We start from the raw sequence: 18,860 nt of genomic DNA, 5'->3' as shown, positions 1-18,860 counted from the left end.
CATTTCGCAGAACGATGAAGCCATTAAAGCCTTCTTCCAGTGAAAATCATCTTCACTATAGTACTTTTTTGTCCCTTGTTGCCTGTTATGAAGTGCCTGCGTCGACTTCTCGAACCATTTAAAATTAACCTTTGAATGTAGGCACCGCTGCAAACTTGTGGGCAGATTGTTGTATACGTTTACGAATAATTTCGTCTATAACCGGATCGCCCGATGTACCTTTTAAAATAAACCCATCGATTTGCGCATAGGTCATACCCAATTCCTCTTCATCGGTCTGCCCCTCCCAAAGACCAGCAGATGGACTTTTATACTGAATAGATTCGGGCACACCCAAATATTTGGCTAAGGTATACACTTCCTGTTTGGTAACCATTGCCAGCGGGTTCAGATCATAGGCACCATCACCCCATTTCGTAAAATAACCTACAGTAGCTTCGGCCATATTCCCCGTACCAATAACAAATCTACTACCCAATTGTGCAAATTGATACAAATACGTCATACGAACACGTGGACGAATATTGGCAAGGCTCAAAGCGCGGTTAGTGCCGGTAGCTTCTGCGATAAACTGTTCTTGATGAATGGCCAACGCATCCACCGCGGGTTGAATGTCAAATACATGAAATGGAAAATCAAATTTCTGAATAAGCTCCATGGCATGTTGATGGCTTTTACTTTTGTTCATATCACTGCCATATGGCATCAACACCAAGTGGACATCCACCTGTGCCAGCCGGCATAGGCAAGCGACAACACTGCAGTCTATCCCACCACTCATACCCAATACAAGTCCTTTGCGGTCGGCCGATTTCACCTGTTGGGCAATCCAGGATGCCATCAATTGTGCATACTGTGCAACGTTTTCATCCTGGATGAAAAACGGTTTGTTTACGCTATTTTCCATATACTCGAATTGTTTCAGTTCTTAATCTATTCCTTATTTCTTCAAAACGCGTTGTGCGTACAAATTCGCCATTCAGATAACATGTTTCCAGCAGATTTCGTTCACCCAGATCGGCGACCGTTTGCGGTGTAAGATCGTCTATCAAACGAAAATCGTCTTTTTCAAAGACTACTGCGACCATGCCCTTTTGCGATTTTTTAAAGTTGCCAGTATCTGTGGCGGGACGTTTCTGTATCGCTTTAAACTCACCATTGACAATCTCGGCCGTTCCTTTTAACGCAAAGCCAAAGGTATCCCGTGTCACATACTGATAGGTATACGAACCTATGCCCAATATGGTATTCGTCGAGGCAAAACCCTTATCCAGCAAACCTTGACAGATCTTATCCGCTCGATCGACTGTAATGGAATCACCGTACACTACGCCAATATGGGGATCCAGCTCCTTAAAGCCTTTGCTGTTGGTCGTACCACCAAAAAGTTCAAACAAACGTTCGACGATACCTTTCTGCACAGTACTGCGATCAGATGCAGCATCGCCACAGATAATCTTCACAGGATCGCCACTATCGGGACGAATAACAACCTTCCCCTCCCTAGCCATAATAAGATCTTTCAATTGCGGCAATACGTTGTCAACTACATTCCAGAGGTCGTAGGTATCCGATACGATGGAGATATTTCCACTTGGATACACCGTTGTGATTAAATGTCGAAATGCTTCTACCTCGTCCTCTCCGTACGAACACATTACACTGTGCTCCGTCGATGGGGTGTACATCATTACATCACTTTTTGCATGATAGTAGGATTTCAGATACTCCCGAACAGACAATGTAGCAGAGACACCGAAGCTCAACAGATGTCCCCCAGCCGTACGATAAGCCGTTTCAGGAGACCCCATACCACGCATGGAAAAATCTCCGGCCTGCGTAAAGACTTTATTGACGTCGCCCGTCCTCTCGGCAAACCCCGTCAATAACCTTTTATAGCGATCTGCGATTGTCGCTGCAGTCATCGGTGACCAGATAAAAGCCGATAATTGAGTTTCCAGATAACCCGGAAGCCAGAAAAAATCGGGATGTGTATTTTCAATCGTAAACATTGGTACGCCGACAGGAACCAAGCTTCCTTCCTGCAACGCATTTACCTTGATTGGAAGATACCCCAGCCGATGTAAGTCGCGAATATGTTTCGAATCATGCGTCGCCGCAAACTTCGCGTTTGTATTTTCAAAAACAGTTGCAATTGCCTCTTCGTAAGCCGCCACGACCTCTTCTTCCGGTTGAGCAAAAAAGTTTGCATCAAATGAATTGGTGATTTCGGCCAAGGCTCCCTGTAATCCAAAAAATACAACATGACTAATACCTTCTATGCGAGACATGCGTGGCGTCCAAGTCTCATAAACCCATTCCGTATGTGCTGGATATTGATCCTTATGACACAATTTATAACCATCTGTCCAAAGTATTGGATTCTTGCTCATTGATTTAAACATAACTTTCAGTCGTTAAGTTGATGTAATTTATTTTTGGGTGCTCGGTATCCATCATGGAATTGGTGGTAAAGACGCTGGTTATCGGTGAATCATCATCCAGCAGGGTCCCTTTAAAAATTCGGGCTTCACAATGTGTGACCAAAAGATAAACTGCACTGGCTCCCATTTCTTTCAATATTTTCCCGGCCCAAAGAAATGTGCCACCTGCAGAACAGAGGTCATCGACAATAATACATTTTGCGCCGAGCGGAATATCTCCAGCCTTAAGTTCCATCCCTTCGATCCGGCCTGTTTGTGGATTCCGCTTTTTCTCAAAAACACAGCTATTTTCATAGCCGCTGTTGATGTAACGTGCCGCCGCTCCTTTATCCGGGAAAACAATCCGATCATTGTCCGAAAAATCAAGCTTTTCCATCAACTGTGGCAACCAGTCCAATGCCGGATAAACCCCAACACTGTTCACTAAAAGTTCCAGGGTAACGTGGGAATGCGGTTCGACCACAAACACCTGATCAAATTGCAAACTATTGATAAACTCCGCCACATAGTTCAATGTGAATAAATCACCTTCTATTTTGCGATCCATACGGCTATAGGGCATATAACGGATCAATAACCGACAAGTTTCAGCTTCGGTTTCATCCAACCGCTTCTTGACAAAAAGCAAGCGGATTAAGTCTCCATCTTCTTGATAGGTAAATTCGACAAGGTTGTCTTTTAAGATCAACTGATCAAAATCTTTCACTTTTGTTTCCCCATTTGGAAATTGCTCTGTGACTACCTGTTGCTTATTTAATACGATCATAGCTTTAATTTCACGTTATACTATTGAGTATTTTTTACTCAACAAATATGAAGATTAAATTTAAGCGTGCAAAATATATTGAGTACTTTTTACTCATAAAATCAAAAAAACACCATAAAATACTAACAATCAATAGAATAATTTAAGTAAGATTAGTTTACTTAAAATTCATCGCCCATTTCTAACTATTGGTCCTAAATCTGATTTCTGATTAACCGATGTTAAACCGACACATACGTATACCAAGTCGTATCTCATAACAATTTTTAAACACTATTTAGACAGTGATCAGTCATTAATTATACAGTCCGCACTGAGTCATCACTGAACAAGCACTGAACGATCACTGAACAAGCACTGAACAAACAATGTTAAAAGGTAGAATTTGATAGCTCGCTCATCCCCGTTTGGCTACACGGCATTCCGCTCTCCGTTTGATTGACGGGCAGAAAGAAAAATACGTGCGACAAGACAGAAAAATGCGATGGAAATATGGACGCCACACGCCCTATAGGAGATGTTCAGGTGATAAAAAACTGCTGCGGGACAGTTTTAATAAAAATTAGCTGATTATAGGGATTGAAATTTTGCGATAAAACAAGATCTTTGTCTATACCAAAGTCGCGAAATTCTTTGTCAGCAAATTTGTGAGCCGGCGAGGGACTTTAGATTACTTTAAGCATAAAGCATGGAAATAGCCAATCTTATCAAACAGGATATTGAGTCAATCTTACAGATTGAATCTCAAGACATCAAACAGTTGGTCGAGGACTATCGTGAAGACTTAATGGATTCGGAAACCTATGACGCCATTGATGCGTATAATATGCTCTATTCGAATATTTATGAAATGTCCGAGGAAGAATACCTCGATGCTTTTCGCACGTTGGGAGAAGCCTATCCAAACTTTGGCAAGGCCGATGAAAATGACATCCAAAAATCAATCGCTGAATTGGAACGATTAAAACATGCATTTAATGAACTTCAACTCCATACAACAGAAGGAAAACAGCTTCTCGCATTACAATTAGCCGTTTTGGAACTAGATATTCAGGTCTATCGAAAACTTACCTTGTCGCCGACTACAATGGAGATACAAGCTGAGATCAATTTATTGGAAACCGAATCGTTTGGGTTAACCAATCAGATCAATCAGTTTTTAGAATTATACCAGGATTAGTCATGTTATCATTTTATCCGATGGATCGCTTAGGGGTAAAATCAGGTCTTTGCCTTCTTTACCTATTAGCCGGTCTTGCAACATCGTTGTTTGCCTACCAAAACAAGATCGTTTTTCAGGCACAGCAGCAGACAGGAAACAGACTACCCTCTTACATCACGGACCAAGGGACGCTTTGTTATAATTTGCCTGTAGACAGAATGGGCATATACGCCATACAGGTCGATCTCAACAGGCTTTTTCCCACCGCAACGGCGGAGCATCTTCGTTCAAAACATTATGAACTTTCAGACAGCACAATAACAATAATCAACTATGCCGAACCGGCTATCTCTATCAGCTATAAGATTATTGACAACACCTTTGTAATAGCCAAATCCTCCAATCTGCTCGGGGACTATCGACCCGAATTTCAATTCATCGCTTTGGACAGCCTCAGACACATGGAGAACTTATTCGACACGAACGATTTGAGCGGCCTCATGCAACTGGAGATAGCCAAGCTCCCTTTTGAAAATATACTTTTATTTTTTAGTCAGCTGCATGGATTTTCCACAGTAGAGGAATTTAGCAGCAATGCCATTCATCGGATTTTAGAAAAGGGACAGTACGCTATCGCCAAACAGTTTTACCATTTATTTCTAGCTAAAAACAGACAATTCAATGATTTCGAAATCCTGAAGATGGCAATAGAAAAAAACGACATGGATTTTATCCGTAAAACTTCTTTAAATAGCCTGAACCGACTGGGTATTGATGAAATTAAAGCTGATTATAGCTTTACACAATGCACATTACTTGGAAAAGCTATCTTAATAAAAAACAAAATAATCGTAGATTATCTTTTGCAGAACGGTGCAAACACGGAGAAAGTATACCAATATGAATCCGACGTATTATCTGCTTTTCAACTTGCCGAAAGGACCAAGTCAAAGAAAATCATGAAACTATTTCAATAAATCATCAATAAAACAATGAAAAAGACACTTATATACCTGCTATCGCTGATTAGCTTGATGTTAGTCACACTGATCTTTGCTGAGCCAATACATGCTCAACCAAAAAAAGTGGCCCCCAAACACGCAAAAGATAATGCAAAATTGCCCCCACTCAAAGATGGTGATATGATCTTTCAGTCTTCCATTTCACCGCAATGTAAAGCGATCCAATTAGCAACGCGTTCTCCGTATTCCCATTGTGGGATTATTTTTTATGAGAACAGTAAACCTTATGTACTGGAAGCCGTACAGCCCGTAACTGTAACTAAGTTAGAACACTGGATTGCGCGAGGGGAAAAGCAGCATTACGCGGTCAAGCGCCTCAAAAATGCAGATCAGGTACTGACCAATTCGACGCTGGCCAAAATGAGAGCGATCGGCAAAGATTTTCTCGGAAAAAACTATGATGCTACATTCGAATGGTCGGACGATAAAATATATTGCTCAGAATTGATCTGGAAAATATACCAACGTGGAGCAGGCATCGAAGTTGGGAAGCTGGAAAAGCTGAAAGATTTTGACTTAAACAGCCCTGAAGTAAAAGCTAAATTGAAAGAGCGTTACGGTAACAGCGTCCCGCTGAATGAAACGGTCATATCACCGGCCTCAATTTTTAATAGTCCGTTGTTGATCACGGTTGTGAATACGTATTAAGCATACCTACACAGTTTTTTATTTTTGAAGCAGAACCGTCTTGCCGCCGTTTAATTTACTTTCTTCGGCGGCGTCTATAAATGCGCATATTGCCAAGGTTTCCTTTTCGTCAACCGGACTTACACCCGTTTCGAAAAATGGAAGGATCTTATCCAACAAGGGGCCGTATCCCATAAATTGCCCCAAATGGACAATCTGATCTTTCAAAAAAACTGTTCCACCAAAATCATCCTTCCCTTCACGAATGCCCCGAAGTGAGGCAATTCTTCCATCCGCCCACTCCCCAACATAAAACGAAGTTCCCTGTTCCTGAATAGTCTTTACCGAGCGGCATCCCGGTCCCATCAATGCAAATAACATTTCGACCCCATGGATGCCATACCAATACAGATCCTTATGTGAAGGTTCCGTTACTGCCGGACAATAGACATCTGCTCCGATTACCTTAGTCCTATCCAATTCCTGAAGACCGGTAATATAACGCAAGGAGCTTGACGAAAAAATAGGGCAACCATACTTTCTTGCAGCTTCAAAAATTTTGAAAGCGTCCGCATAGGAATTCGCTATTGGTTTGTCAATAAATAAAGGTTTCTTTGCTTTAATCACTTGAAGTGCCTGTTCCAAATGAAGATTTCCATCATTTGTCTCCAAAAGTACATAATCTACTTTCTTCAATAGTTCGGCAATACTTGATACGATCGAAACCCCGAGCTGTTGCACTTCCGCTGTAATTTTCGGAATACGCTCGATACTTAAAGGGATTGTTTTGCTTCCATAGGGGTAAGCCGCAATAACCCTGAATTTTCCATAGGGATGATTGCTGGCAGCCGTATTAACCGCTCTTGTAAAAGCAATAGCGTGCGTAATATCCAGTCCAATGATCCCTATTTTTTTTACGTTCTCTTGCTTCGAGAACAGCTTGTTATTCGCATGAAGGGCATAGGATAGTCCAAATGCAAAAGAGGACATCAAGAATTTCTTTCTATTCATTTGATTCATTCAAAAGAGAAATAGCTGCATTGACCAAAACAGCCATGGATGTTTCGAAAGCCTTTTCATCCAGATTGAACTGTGGATTGTGAAGGCCATATTGCGTGGTGGAATCGTCGTTATTTGTCCCAATCAACATGAACAATGCCGGATAACGATAAGAATAATAGGCAAAATCCTCGGCTGCCATCCAGATTTCGAGATCTTGTGGCACACTATTCCCCATCGTTTCCGCAATAATTGTTTTGACTTTTTGCGTTAATGCGGGATCGTTATAAAGTGCGGGGTAACCATGCCGTACTTCAACTTCCACCTTTGCACCCAGCGATACGGGAAGCGTTGCCGCTATTTCAGCAACCATTTCCAGCGCCTCCTTGCGCCATACCTCATCCATGGTACGAAATGTTCCGGCTAATTTAACTTCCTCGGGAATAACATTGGCAGCACCATCCCCAATGAAACGACCAAAGGTCAATACAGACGGTACATCAGGGTTGGCTTTCCGGCTGACAACTTGCTGTAAGGTGGTGAGTAACTGCGCGCCGATCATAATGGGATCAACAGCCCGATGTGGCTCAGCAGCATGGCCACCACGTCCCTTAATGGTGAAATAGAACTCGTCGCTCGAGGCCATAAATCGTCCCGAACGTAAACCGACTTTTCCTACAGAAACACGGGGACTTACATGTAAACCCAGCACGGCTTTAATCGTTCCATCAAAAGATTCCAGAATCCCGGATTCCAAAACCTGAATCGCTCCGCCCGGAATCTTTTCCTCGGCAGGCTGAAATAACAGTATAATTTTACCAGAAAACTCCGTTTTATAATCATTTAATAGGGACGCCGCCCCCAAGAGATTAGCCGTATGAAAATCATGGCCACAAGCATGCATGACACCGCTATTCCTCGATTTATAGTCCACATCATTTTGCTCATGTATCGGCAAAGCATCAATATCAGCCCGTAATACCACAATATCATCGCTCGCCGATTTTTGTCCGGTCAGTACAGCCACAACACCTGTCTGAGCGACAAGCTCGAATGGTATACCCAGTTCGCGAAGTTGTTGCTGAATATAGGCACTTGTCTCGTATTCTTGAAAAGACAATTCAGGATGCTGATGGATATGTCGGCGCATTGCAACGATTTTTGGAAAAACAGTCGCTATCTTGGCATTTAATTCTTTCAATATTGGGTCGATCATGTGGATAAGTTTTAAGAGTATAACAGGTCAGCAAGTTAAGCTAAAAATAACGTACATAAAAATAGAGCACCAACACCGTTATAATAATCCACCATAAGGTCGGATTTCGAAAACCACGGTAAGCGGCTTTATCCTGATCCGGTACCTGAAAAGAATCGCCCGCCAACACCAGATTTTTTAATCTTGCTTCGGAGACCGCTGGTGTCAACAAACTGACCACAGCACAAGCAAGCATACAAGTCCAGAATACAATGCCTGTTCTATTAAAAAACGGCATTTCAGGTAAGGTGTATTCCAAAAGTAAAGAAAGGGGAATTGTCAATAAACCGGCGGTCAAGGCACCCTGCGATGTGGTTCTTTTCCAAAATACCCCCATTAAAAACATGGTTGCAATGCCTGGTGTGAAAAGACCATACAGATTCATCAAATAAAGGAAAACCGGCTTATCCGAATAACTGATCAGTACAACCGCACTCATGATCCCGAGTACGATAATAGCAACTCCGGCGCGCTTACCAAAACGGACCGCTTCGTAGTCGCTTGCATTTTTATTAATATACTGGCTATAGATATCCACGGTCAGAATTGTTGTACAGGAGTTGATCGCTCCTGAAATGTGGGACATGATCGCCGAAATTAATCCGGCCATCACCAACCCTACCAGACCTTTGGGCAATAAGGTTTCCACGAGTGTTGCAAACAGCAAATCGGGCTGATCGAGATGCGGCAGGAATTTTGGAGCCACCAATGCCGGAATAGTAATAATCAATGGAACCAAAAATTTAAGATAGTCACCAAAGATAACCCCCATACGCCCATGCCATTCATTTTTTGCCGCTAATACGCGCTGCACAATAAACTGGTTTGTCGCACAATAAAACACACTGATACACAACAATCCGCCTAAGTACATGGTCCAGGGAAAATCAGGATCAGAAGCAGGATAAAACATTTTCCAATCTTTGGATGAGTCTATGACCGACTGAAATCCCCCTGCAGCATCAATGGTGGCAAAAGTTAGTACAATTCCCCCCAACACCAAAATGACAAGCTGCACCATCTCTGTCCATATCACCGCTTTTAGCCCACCTAATACGGTATATAAACCGGTCAGAATTGCCATTCCAAAAATGCTGTATAAAATAGGAATGCCGAATAAAGCGTGCAGCGACAGACCGCCCAAATAAAGAACTGCCCCAATCTCCACAAACACATAAGTAAACAAGATCAAAATAGCGTACAACACGCGGGTAGCGTTGCCGTATCTTTTTTCGAGGTATTCAGGTATCGTATAGAAACCGTTGCGGATATAAAAAGGGAGAAATATCCACAATAATGCATTAAAACCGATTAGAATCGCGCCCCACTCCAGGGTAATGGCTACAAAACCACGACTATAAGCGGCGCCCATAGCGCCAACGAGATGATGACTGCTGATATTTGCTGCGATGATACTACCCCCGATCATCCACCAGGGCAGCTTATCGCCTGCAAGAAAATAGTCCCGCTTCGAAGCGGAGTTTTTTTTCGAAGCATATAAGCCCAATACCACTATACCAATAATATATACGGCAAAAATAATGACATCAATCCAATCGAGTTTCATCGGTCAATAATGTTTGAATTCCTAATTTAGTTTGTTCAATAAGTATTTCAAGACCGCCGCTGGCATAGGGGCTTTGCCACACGGCATAAATATCCTTATCATAAAGCTCTTTCGGTGCAAGGTACCCCACATACCCATTCGCAATATTGATAAAAACGATTGTATGATCTGGAAATTCAGCTCTTACTTCCATTTGATAACAGGAATAAGCTTCGTTGGCCTGCGCCACCAACACAGCATCCCCCATTTTCCAGATCCACACCGGAATAATAGCATCCTGTTGATCTCCAATGGATTTACGGGTATTATATTTCCGCCAAAGGCGATCTTTCATAACACGGTCCGTACAGCCTTCATATTCACTCAAAATTGCTTCGGGACTCGGTAGCTTTTTGTAAGGTACTTTGATCGATAATACCCTTTGCTTAAAATCGGTTGAAGCGCGCTGTTCCCGAAATCCCCAACAGGCCAGTGGCGCCCCCGAGATCAAAGATTCCTTAAAAACCCAATTTTTATGACTACGCTGTTCCTGGGCCAGCGTCGCGAGCACCGCATAGCCCAACTGCTTCCCGTTGGCTTCGACCAGTGCCGGATCTTTTACATACTGTCTCCGTGGAGCCAAATCACCGGATGCACCCTGTAAAAAAAGACAAGGCACGGATAAAGAGCGCTCTACTGTATTCCGCATTTCGCCAACAAAATCGGGCGAGAGCAAATCATTCTCGTGGGCAAAGCTGGTTGGGTGGCAGGCATAATTACAAATAACTGCTTTTAAGCTTTCAGTTTCATCATACAACCGCCCGACCAACAAGGTTGTATCCGCTTCTTTCAATGGATTGTAACCAATCAGATAATGATCATCGACTTTCAGATCGCGGTTGCTGGCCAAATCGCATACACCATAATTCCAGGTTAGGCTGCCGTTAAACAGCCCACTTAGTGCCGTTTCGATGCAATATATCGCCTGTTGTTTGAGGAATTCAAGGTAGGGCGAAATCAGTTCACCTCCAGGTTGTGCTGCATCTGTCGAACAGATGCTTGGCCCGGCATGGGTATGCGACAGCGCAAAAATCAGCTGCGATTCAGCCAGATTAAAATGACTGAGCAGTGCTAATCGCAAATTCTGTTCATCAGCAGCATTTTTCCACCAGCCCAAATCGGCGGTTAGCAGAATTGCGGGCAAGCTATCGCAGGATTGCATAGCTAAACAATGCATCATCAGAGGTTGGTGAACAGCGGTTGCCTGGTCAAATGCAGCTGCCCCCCAATTACGGGAATAGATGCCGACCGGTGGAGTAATATCACACTCACCAAGTCCAAATCGTGCGCACAAGCTACCGGTCGTTTCTTTCAAGACGTCTTTCTGTTTCATACATTAGGGTCTAATCAAGGACAGTCCACCATCCATCACAATTGCGGTACCAGTCATATGTTTACAATTGTCCGAACAGATCCAAAGTACCTGTTTTGCAACCTCTTCAGCTTCTATAATCTGACCAAGTGGCACCACAGCCTTTGCTTTCATTTGAAGTTCGGCATTTGATGACCAGACCACTTTGCTCAAGCCCGCATTGACATAGCCTGGTGCAATCTCGTTGACACGAATTCCGTATGCTGCATATTCAAGGGCCATGGCCTGGCAAAGCATACGCAGGCCAGCCTTAGAGACACTATATGCCGGTAAATTTTGATGTACGGCGTGTGCCGCCCAGCTGCCCATAAAAACGATCGAACCTGCGATCTCATTCTCCACAAATGACTTTGCACAGGCATTCGCCAAGAAGAATGAACCGTCGAGATTAATGGCCATTTCATTCTTCCATTCCGCATTGCTTATCGTGCTGAAATCTTTAATCGTGACACATGCGGCATTCGCGATACAGATGGAAATTGCCCCCAGCTCCTGTCTTATCCGTGTCACCCAGGCGTCCACCTGCCCGGCATCCGCTACATCGACCTGATCATAAAATAGACGCGCTCCAGCGTCATCCAACAAGGGCCATCGCTCGCTAGCCACCTGTGGTTCAAACCGATCCGAGATACATACAATGGCCTGCTGGGTCAAAAATGCTTCAGCCATAGCCCTTCCGATATCGCCAAGTCCCCCACTGATCAAGACGACCTTATTCTTATATTCCTCCATTATCGCTATTTTTAGACTACCAATCCCCTACACTACCGTCTTTATAGAAGGTTCGCTGCAATATTTCCTGTTGAAAAGGGTGTTTCTTTACCTCTTCTTCATTGATTTCAATGCCCAAACCGGCGCGCTTATTCGGAAGGACAATCCGCCCCTTCTCTTGAACCGTAAACCCTTCGGTAACGACGTCCTGGCGCCATTCGACGTCCTTATGCACACTTTCACAAATAATATAGGATGGTGTTGCAAATCCCAGCTCAATGGAAGCAGCTGTACTTACGGGGCCCTGTGGATTATGTGGTGCCATAGATACACGATAAGCATCGGCCAAAGCTCCAATTTTACGCGCTTCAGTCAGACCGCCACAATGTGTAATATCAGGCTGTATAACACTTACGGCACGCTTTTCGAGCATATCCCGAAAGGCATGCACTCCGATCAAACGTTCGCCTGAAGCAATAGGTGTCGTCACCGCCCGTTGAATCAAGGCAATATCTTCCATGGTCTCTGGCCAGCATGGCTCTTCAAAGAAATACAGGCCATAAGGCTCCAATGCTTTCGCAAATTGCATCCCCATACGTGGGCTTGGCCGCGCATGGCAATCCACCATAATATCAATATCGTCGCCGACAGCGTCACGCATGGCCTTCACGCAAGCTTCAGCATATTTAATGGGACGAAGACCTTCCAACGACATCGTCTCTGGGACAGCCATCGATTTAAAAGCGGTAAAACCCTCATCAACAGCTTTCAGCGCCAGATCCCCAAATCGCTTGGCATCGTCCGGAGCAGTCTCGTAAAAATCCTCCATGCGACCTCCACCTAAATGACAATACAAACGGATATAGTCACGTACACGACCTCCCCACAGCTCATGACAAGGGACATTGTGAATTTTACCTAAGATATCCCATAAGGCGATATCGATACCACTGATGGCCGTACCGCGAACGATACCGTTTCCATGCCAGAAATGTTGCCTATACATCATCTGCCACAGGTATTCAATACGACGCGGATCTTCACCGATCAACAATTGAGAAATATCCTTGATAGCTCCGACCACACTTTGCGTATGCCACTCCAAGGTGGCTTCGCCCCATCCCCAAAGCCCGGGCTGGTCGGTCATAATTTTGACAAAAATCCAATTTCGCATGCGCGCATGGCATACAAAGGTTTCAATAGCGGTTATTTTCATAGTTAGGGTTTACAAACTTTTTATTACGCGTTCAGTTGCCTCCAACGTTCTGTCGATATCATCCTCCGTATGTGCAAAGGAGATACTTCCTTGTTTAATTGGTGCCGGGAAATTGAAAATCCCCTCTTTTATGAGCTTTTTTCGATATTGGGTATCCAGCTCAAAATTGTGGTTATCCAAAATATCATGAAAATTGACTGGCGCATGGTCCATAAAATATGTACAGAAGGCAGATCCTTGGCGTGCGACATAAAACGGTACGCCTAATTTAGGAAATATTTCCTTATATCCCTGCTCCAAACGCGCACCAAGCGCCTCTACATGTTCATAAACGCGATGCTCGGCGCTGCCTAATTTTTTCAGTGTCGCAATCGCCGCCGCCGTCGTTAAAGGAAAAGCATTAAATGTACCGGCAATCATAACGCGCTTCGACTTATCAGGATCCACAAAGTAATCCATATATTTTTTCTTTCCTGCAATAACACCCAATGGGTAACCGTTTGCAACCGCCTTTCCGAAGGTTGAAAGATCCGGCTGAATACCACAGATGGACTGATAGCCCCCCAGCGCATGTCTGAATCCGGTTTTTACTTCATCAAAGATCAACAGAAATCCATGCGCGTCGGCCATCTTGCGTAAACCTTCCAAATAACCTTCCTTCGGTTTCACAATCCCGATATTCTGCAGAATCGGTTCCAACAGAATACAGGCAACATCATATTTTTGAACCACATACAGCACACTTTCCAAATCGTTGTAGTTGACAATGTGTACCAAATCGCTGTGATTTTTGGGAACGCCAGCACTCAATGAATCGAATGGATATTCCCCCGGACTTTGATACGAACCCACATCGGCACGTTGACTGATCACATTGCAGGCCACATCGTTGTGCCAGCCATTGTAGCCCCCCTGCATAACAATCACATGATCGCGCCCCGTTACAGCACGGGCAATACGGATGGCATGGTAAGTCGCTTCCGATCCTGTCGTTGTGATCTGAACGCTCTCTACCGAAGGAACAGACTGACAAAAAAGCTCCGCAAACTCACCTTCGAGTAAGGTTGGCCCAGCCCCCATCAATACCTGCTGTTCCTGCAAGGTCTGTAACACTGCAGCGTTCACGTCAGGATCATTATGCCCCAGAAAGGATGCTGCAAATCCAGCCTGATAATCTATGTAGCTGTTCCCATCAATATCTTCGACCAGACTACCATTTCCTTTGACGAAGCAGATATTCGGATCTGACTTCCGATTTAACGATACCACTCCACCCGGTATCCATCTTGCATTCTCCCGCAGTATCGCGGCTGATTTTTCATTTTCTTGCATGCCTATTAAAAGTTTTGCTATTTGTTATTGTTATAATTGGACGATCACCGCCACACAGGTCGCAGTCATCAATAAGTTGTATTTAAATACACCTTATTTTATGTATACCAAATTACAATATTTTTGTATACATTTAAAATAAATTTTAAAATTTTTAAAAATGAATATTCTCATTGAAGGACTCCTTTTTCCAGAAGGCCCCGCTTTCGACCGGGAGGATGGTATATGGCTTGTGGAGAAAGAAGCAGGAAACTTGATCTATTACAAAGACAATCAGTATAGCAGAATAGCTGTGAATGGACATCCCAACGGCATTGCAATCGATAAAAACGGCATAATATGGTTTTGCGACTCACAACAAAATAGCATCCGTTGTTATGATCCCTTACACAAAACCTGCACAACAATAGCTACGAAAATCGCAGGAAAGCCATTAAAAATGCCCAACGACTTATGTTTTGATACCGAAGGGAACCTATTATTCTCCTGCCCGGGAAATGACCTGGACGATGGTACAGGCTACCTCTGCTGCCTAAATAAACAGGGTAATCTTTCCAAGGTCCACACGGGTCTATTTTACCCAAACGGATTGGCTTTCGCAGCAGACAACTGTACACTTTTTGTCGCCGAAACGGGTACAAAATGGATCTGGAAAATGCACTGGAACAGCTTGACACAACAGGTGGAGAACATCGAAAAATTCATCGAAACAGGTGGTCTTATTGGCCCAGATGGAATTGCCTTCGATCAGGATAACCAGCTTTATGCCGCTATCTATGGATCGCAACATATCCTATCCATTGATACCAAAAACAAGACGATCGAGAAAATACCTACGCCGGGAAAGAATCCGACAAATTGTGCTTTAGACCCAAAAGGCATTCAGGGACTTATGATTACAGAAGCTGAAAAAGGGCAATTGTTGCAGTGGGGCAGCACAAAAAAGGGTCTATTGTAAACAATAGACCCCCTATAAAAATCCAAAAAATATTAAACCAATTCCAAGGCTTCTTGCTCGCCGCGATCCAAATGATGAACCAGGGTTGTATAGGCTTTATTCCAGTCATCCGCTTTCAGCGCATCAACAATAGCGCGATGCTCCTTCTCCGTATCCAGGTAATCTTCCATCTGCCCCATAATAGCCCCGAGCTTCATATGAAATAAGGGAATGTTACTGTTCTTGTAAATAGAAATCAACCTTGAATTGCAAGTTCCCTCAATAATCCGCTCATGAAAACGAACATCCGCCTCGCAAGCACCACCATAATACCCCTTGCTGACCATCTCCGAAAAATCGTTACAGATCAGTTCCAAATCTTCGATAAGCTCTTTACTTTTCTTTGAAAACAGAATCTTTAATGCACCTATTTCCAACAACTCACGCAGCTCACGAATATCCTTCACATCTTCGACTGTCATTTTTTTCACAAAGCAGCCGCCTTTTTCACCAAACTCAACCAGACTCTCGCCTGCTAACCGCATAAAAGCCTCACGAACAGCCACTCGACTCACCGTCAACTTATCCGCCCAAGCACTCTCCACCAATCTTGCCCCTCCAGCCAGCTGACTGGACAAAATTTTCTTACGTACTTCTAAATAAACTTTATAGGCAAGCGAATCCTCTTTCATATTGTATACAATTTTATGCAAAAATAAGAATACAAAATCATTAAAAAAATTTAAACAACGTATTCTTTAATTAATCTTCCCCTCTTGGGCACCATACTGTCTCCCCGGCGATAAATAAATAGTTTCGGCTTTAGATTTCCAACTGGTTGTATGATTCCCTTTCAGGACATTTATATTAAAGCTACCATTTTTTAATGAACTTTTCATATTCCAGAAACCATCTTTCAAACCAACCACAACAACCTCATACGACTGATCTCCCGGTACCGCAAATTCAATGGATTCATTAAGATATTGATTTGGTTTGGCCACCACCAGTAAACGATCAGCCACCCTTATTAAATAATAATTCGCTTTTTCCTCAGCATACACCGGTAATTTTGAAGAACCACTCTCCGTCATCTGAAAAACCGAAGCATAACTGGCCTGATCACTTTCCTGTTTGGGCGAGACCATAATCCGTGTTCCTCTAGCCTCTGGCCAAGGAGACTTGACCTGATAAAGATCACCAAAAACAAAAGCAGTCGAATCGCCCGAATACAATTTCACCGCACAGTCTCTTAATTGCGGCTTCAGCAAATCAACATAGGTAGCACCAGCAACATTTTTAAATTGACTATGCAATACAAAACCTGTTTCACTTTGTAACGGCTTTTCAAGCGTATTGATCTGCCAGTAGGGCTCAAATTTCTGATCATTGGTCTTAAGCTCGTCCAATAGGACAATGACCGCAGGCACATCCTTCCGCTTCAAATTCAAAAACAGGAAACTTTTAGTATAGGATTTCACTTTAGCGGTATATGCAGCTGTTAGATCCACATTGAAATAGCTATAGCTCGGCTGAATGGGATCCTTACCAAATGCCGATGCCCTGATCTCTCCGGTATGGTACCAGGAGTCACTTAATACCTCCTCAACCGTACGTGGAAAACGCTGGCTAAACCGAGTACCACCATCGTTTGTTTTGGTCCTGAACAACAGCGGCTCAGCAGGATCACGCACCAAAAGCATACTATGCGCAACCGACCGCTTATTAAAGTTAAAATCATAAGGGGAGCCATAGGAAAGATACAGGCCAAGATCACCAACCTGAATACCATGATGATAGATTTGCAGCGCACCTGCATCGGCATGCTGATGATTGCCGAAATGATAACCACCACCCTTAATTTCTGCAACCACATCGGAACTTCCGTTCTCTTCGCTCCAGCCTGTCCGGGCAACCATAGACCCTAAGATGGGTCCAAAATCCTTTGTCAACGGCATTTTCTCACGGTCAAAATCCGGCTTCAATTTTGGATCATCCAAGAGGAGAAACAAGATTGGATTGTCGGGCAAACCGCCCTGCTTGACAAACTCGGCCTTGATTACCGGATTGCCTGAATAGGCATAACAAAGCAACATGGTCTGCGGATTTTTCCAATAAAAATCGGCACTGCTGTTGTACTTTACATTAAACATATCCCCGTCGCGTAACATTTTTCCGTCAGGCGTGCGCATATACAGCCAGTAATACGGCATATCCTTGATGTTATCGTCAAAAACCGGATAGCCAAGCATGCGATAATACAACCAGGCTCCATGCATTTCCCACCCAAAACGATAGCCACCGTAATCAACACCTTGATTATGGCGCGGAGACTGATACTCAAACTTGCGCATGGGCACCAACTCTTCCAAAATAGCATACGAAGTATACTTGTACGGTACAGGATCCTCGTCATATAAAGCAATACTCATTGCCAGCAGATCGCGCGACACCTGCGCCTCATTCCCATGCCCATTGATAATACTTTCGATACCAAAAAAGGGAGGCCAGCCAATTTCCATATCTTGCGCCAGACGCATCATATTTTTATGCAGGTTGGCCTTAACGCGTACATCCAATAAGGAGTAGCACCAGTCGTACACCAGTGCACCCGTATAAATTGCACGTCCCAGCTCACGTGTAATATCACCATAGGATACATTCCCGAACTCCAACATCGTCAAGTACTGATCCGCCAGTCTGACCGCCTCTTGACCTATTTTTTCGTCACCGGACATGAGGTAATAAAACGCTTTTGATTCAATAGCACGCTCGAGCTTTTCATCGTAAAACATTTCCTTATTCGGATCGAAAATAAATTGAACAGGTTGCTGCGCAAGTGTTTTCACTTTTCCCCAAGCTTCCAGATGCTCCGCCTCTTCCAGCCGCCCTTTAACAAGCGGCAAAGATTCTTTGTTAACCCATAATCTGGGATGACCTGCAGGTGGAACAATCTTTGGTTTATAATTTTCCGCTGCAGCTGGTGCAACTGGAGGCACAAAGGCATTGATCGAAACAGCTTTAATTTTAAAATTAGCTGGCAATTGCATGCCGACCGTCTGCTTCCCTTTCCCAAAATAAAATTTACCAAGATCTTGCTTCGCACCTTTAAAGCTGTCGAATACGATCCGTTTGGTCGATCGGGCGGCGCGAACATCAATCATCGCATACAGCGTCATCATACCTGTTTTATCCGCAGCCTTAATTTTATCCAAATCGGTAACCTCACCTTCTGAAACCAAGGTATAGACACCAGCGGTCGGAACGTCTACCTGCACCTGCAACCTCTGCCCATTTCCCTTTATCGAAGTAATCTTTGCCTGCTGCCCATAGGACACTCCAAGGATCGCCATAAAAGCGACCCCTAGCATAGTACCTTTAACTTTAAGCCATATCCTTGCACCCATATCC

The 18,860-nt window shown here is 43.8% G+C and carries 16 protein-coding genes; 4 read left to right on the top strand and 12 right to left on the bottom strand.

What is annotated here, in order from left to right; genetic code table 11:
• Positions 1-124: 124 nt before the first annotated feature.
• The 3 genes from nadE to AAH582_RS08975 are packed head-to-tail and all read right to left on the bottom strand — an operon-like array spanning position 125 to position 3,210.
• Positions 125-907: an NAD(+) synthase gene (nadE, locus tag AAH582_RS08985; protein WP_343321886.1), complete on the bottom strand. Its 783-nt coding sequence runs from the start codon at positions 905-907 to the stop codon at positions 125-127.
• Complete coding sequence (locus AAH582_RS08980; RefSeq protein WP_343321885.1) at positions 897-2,393, bottom strand: nicotinate phosphoribosyltransferase; 1,497 nt, start codon at positions 2,391-2,393, stop codon at positions 897-899. The genes nadE and AAH582_RS08980 overlap by 11 nt, the downstream gene beginning before the upstream one ends.
• Positions 2,394-2,397: 4 nt before the next feature.
• Positions 2,398-3,210, bottom strand: a complete 813-nt coding sequence (locus tag AAH582_RS08975) for a hypothetical protein (RefSeq protein ID WP_286754385.1) — start codon at positions 3,208-3,210, stop codon at positions 2,398-2,400.
• A 688-nt stretch (positions 3,211-3,898) separates the two neighbouring features.
• On the opposite strand from AAH582_RS08975, the gene AAH582_RS08970 reads away from it, so the two are divergent.
• From AAH582_RS08970 to AAH582_RS08960, 3 genes are read left to right on the top strand one after another with little or no spacing between them, the layout of a single operon-like run.
• A complete protein-coding gene (locus AAH582_RS08970; protein ID WP_046675775.1) occupies positions 3,899-4,390 on the top strand; it encodes a hypothetical protein in 492 nt (163 codons plus the stop codon).
• Between the two features lie 2 nt (positions 4,391-4,392).
• Complete coding sequence (locus AAH582_RS08965; RefSeq protein WP_343321884.1) at positions 4,393-5,349, top strand: hypothetical protein; 957 nt, start codon at positions 4,393-4,395, stop codon at positions 5,347-5,349.
• 15 nt (positions 5,350-5,364) lie between these two features.
• Positions 5,365-6,042, top strand: a complete 678-nt coding sequence (locus AAH582_RS08960) for a YiiX family permuted papain-like enzyme (RefSeq protein WP_343321883.1) — start codon at positions 5,365-5,367, stop codon at positions 6,040-6,042.
• A gap of 18 nt (positions 6,043-6,060) precedes the next feature.
• On the opposite strand, the gene AAH582_RS08955 is transcribed toward AAH582_RS08960, so the two are convergent.
• Genes AAH582_RS08955 through AAH582_RS08925 form a run of 7 tightly spaced genes read right to left on the bottom strand, consistent with a single transcriptional unit; the run spans position 6,061 to position 14,512 of the window.
• Positions 6,061-7,032 carry a Gfo/Idh/MocA family protein gene (locus AAH582_RS08955; protein WP_343321882.1) on the bottom strand — a complete coding sequence of 324 codons (972 nt, stop codon included), beginning with the start codon at positions 7,030-7,032 and terminating at the stop codon, positions 6,061-6,063.
• Positions 7,025-8,236: a M20 metallopeptidase family protein gene (locus AAH582_RS08950; RefSeq protein ID WP_343321881.1), complete on the bottom strand. Its 1,212-nt coding sequence runs from the start codon at positions 8,234-8,236 to the stop codon at positions 7,025-7,027. Before AAH582_RS08950 ends, AAH582_RS08955 begins: the two co-directional genes overlap by 8 nt.
• Before the next feature lie 40 nt (positions 8,237-8,276).
• Entirely contained in the window at positions 8,277-9,842 is a 1,566-nt protein-coding gene (locus AAH582_RS08945) for an SLC5 family protein (protein ID WP_046675770.1), read from the bottom strand.
• Complete coding sequence (locus AAH582_RS08940; RefSeq protein WP_343321880.1) at positions 9,823-11,214, bottom strand: hypothetical protein; 1,392 nt, start codon at positions 11,212-11,214, stop codon at positions 9,823-9,825. The genes AAH582_RS08945 and AAH582_RS08940 overlap by 20 nt, the downstream gene beginning before the upstream one ends.
• A 3-nt stretch (positions 11,215-11,217) precedes the next feature.
• Positions 11,218-11,985, bottom strand: a complete 768-nt coding sequence (locus AAH582_RS08935; RefSeq protein WP_343321879.1) for an SDR family NAD(P)-dependent oxidoreductase — start codon at positions 11,983-11,985, stop codon at positions 11,218-11,220.
• Between the two features lie 16 nt (positions 11,986-12,001).
• Positions 12,002-13,180, bottom strand: a complete 1,179-nt coding sequence (dgoD, locus tag AAH582_RS08930; protein WP_046675767.1) for a galactonate dehydratase — start codon at positions 13,178-13,180, stop codon at positions 12,002-12,004.
• 9 nt (positions 13,181-13,189) lie between these two features.
• Positions 13,190-14,512: an aspartate aminotransferase family protein gene (locus AAH582_RS08925; RefSeq protein WP_343321878.1), complete on the bottom strand. Its 1,323-nt coding sequence runs from the start codon at positions 14,510-14,512 to the stop codon at positions 13,190-13,192.
• Between the two features lie 160 nt (positions 14,513-14,672).
• Between AAH582_RS08925 and AAH582_RS08920 the strand changes: the two genes are divergently transcribed.
• On the top strand, positions 14,673-15,470 hold the full coding sequence (locus AAH582_RS08920; RefSeq protein WP_343321877.1) for an SMP-30/gluconolactonase/LRE family protein: 798 nt from the start codon (positions 14,673-14,675) through the stop codon (positions 15,468-15,470).
• A gap of 32 nt (positions 15,471-15,502) precedes the next feature.
• On the opposite strand, the gene AAH582_RS08915 is transcribed toward AAH582_RS08920, so the two are convergent.
• Together AAH582_RS08915 and AAH582_RS08910 are read right to left on the bottom strand one after the other, a co-directional pair.
• Complete coding sequence (locus tag AAH582_RS08915) at positions 15,503-16,141, bottom strand: GntR family transcriptional regulator (RefSeq protein WP_046675764.1); 639 nt, start codon at positions 16,139-16,141, stop codon at positions 15,503-15,505.
• A gap of 66 nt (positions 16,142-16,207) precedes the next feature.
• Positions 16,208-18,856: a hypothetical protein gene (locus AAH582_RS08910; RefSeq protein ID WP_343321876.1), complete on the bottom strand. Its 2,649-nt coding sequence runs from the start codon at positions 18,854-18,856 to the stop codon at positions 16,208-16,210.
• Positions 18,857-18,860 lie beyond the last annotated feature (4 nt).

This window comes from Sphingobacterium multivorum (assembly GCF_039511225.1).
GTDB lineage: Bacteria > Bacteroidota > Bacteroidia > Sphingobacteriales > Sphingobacteriaceae > Sphingobacterium.
Note: the sequence above shows the minus strand (reverse complement) of the source record. Positions and strands in the feature narration are given on the sequence as shown.

Bases quoted from the DNA above. Each gene is read 5' to 3' on its own strand.
- nadE (WP_343321886.1), bottom strand. From the start codon at position 907: ATGGAAAATAGCGTAAACAAACCGTTTTTCATCCAGGATGAAAACGTT.
- AAH582_RS08980 (WP_343321885.1), bottom strand. From the start codon at position 2,393: ATGAGCAAGAATCCAATACTTTGGACAGATGGTTATAAATTGTGTCAT.
- AAH582_RS08975 (WP_286754385.1), bottom strand. From the start codon at position 3,210: ATGATCGTATTAAATAAGCAACAGGTAGTCACAGAGCAATTTCCAAAT.
- AAH582_RS08970 (WP_046675775.1), top strand. From the start codon at position 3,899: ATGGAAATAGCCAATCTTATCAAACAGGATATTGAGTCAATCTTACAG.
- AAH582_RS08965 (WP_343321884.1), top strand. From the start codon at position 4,393: ATGTTATCATTTTATCCGATGGATCGCTTAGGGGTAAAATCAGGTCTT.
- AAH582_RS08960 (WP_343321883.1), top strand. From the start codon at position 5,365: ATGAAAAAGACACTTATATACCTGCTATCGCTGATTAGCTTGATGTTA.
- AAH582_RS08955 (WP_343321882.1), bottom strand. From the start codon at position 7,032: ATGAATAGAAAGAAATTCTTGATGTCCTCTTTTGCATTTGGACTATCC.
- AAH582_RS08950 (WP_343321881.1), bottom strand. From the start codon at position 8,236: ATGATCGACCCAATATTGAAAGAATTAAATGCCAAGATAGCGACTGTT.
- AAH582_RS08945 (WP_046675770.1), bottom strand. From the start codon at position 9,842: ATGAAACTCGATTGGATTGATGTCATTATTTTTGCCGTATATATTATT.
- AAH582_RS08940 (WP_343321880.1), bottom strand. From the start codon at position 11,214: ATGAAACAGAAAGACGTCTTGAAAGAAACGACCGGTAGCTTGTGCGCA.
- AAH582_RS08935 (WP_343321879.1), bottom strand. From the start codon at position 11,985: ATGGAGGAATATAAGAATAAGGTCGTCTTGATCAGTGGGGGACTTGGC.
- dgoD (WP_046675767.1), bottom strand. From the start codon at position 13,180: ATGAAAATAACCGCTATTGAAACCTTTGTATGCCATGCGCGCATGCGA.
- AAH582_RS08925 (WP_343321878.1), bottom strand. From the start codon at position 14,512: ATGCAAGAAAATGAAAAATCAGCCGCGATACTGCGGGAGAATGCAAGA.
- AAH582_RS08920 (WP_343321877.1), top strand. From the start codon at position 14,673: ATGAATATTCTCATTGAAGGACTCCTTTTTCCAGAAGGCCCCGCTTTC.
- AAH582_RS08915 (WP_046675764.1), bottom strand. From the start codon at position 16,141: ATGAAAGAGGATTCGCTTGCCTATAAAGTTTATTTAGAAGTACGTAAG.
- AAH582_RS08910 (WP_343321876.1), bottom strand. From the start codon at position 18,856: ATGGGTGCAAGGATATGGCTTAAAGTTAAAGGTACTATGCTAGGGGTC.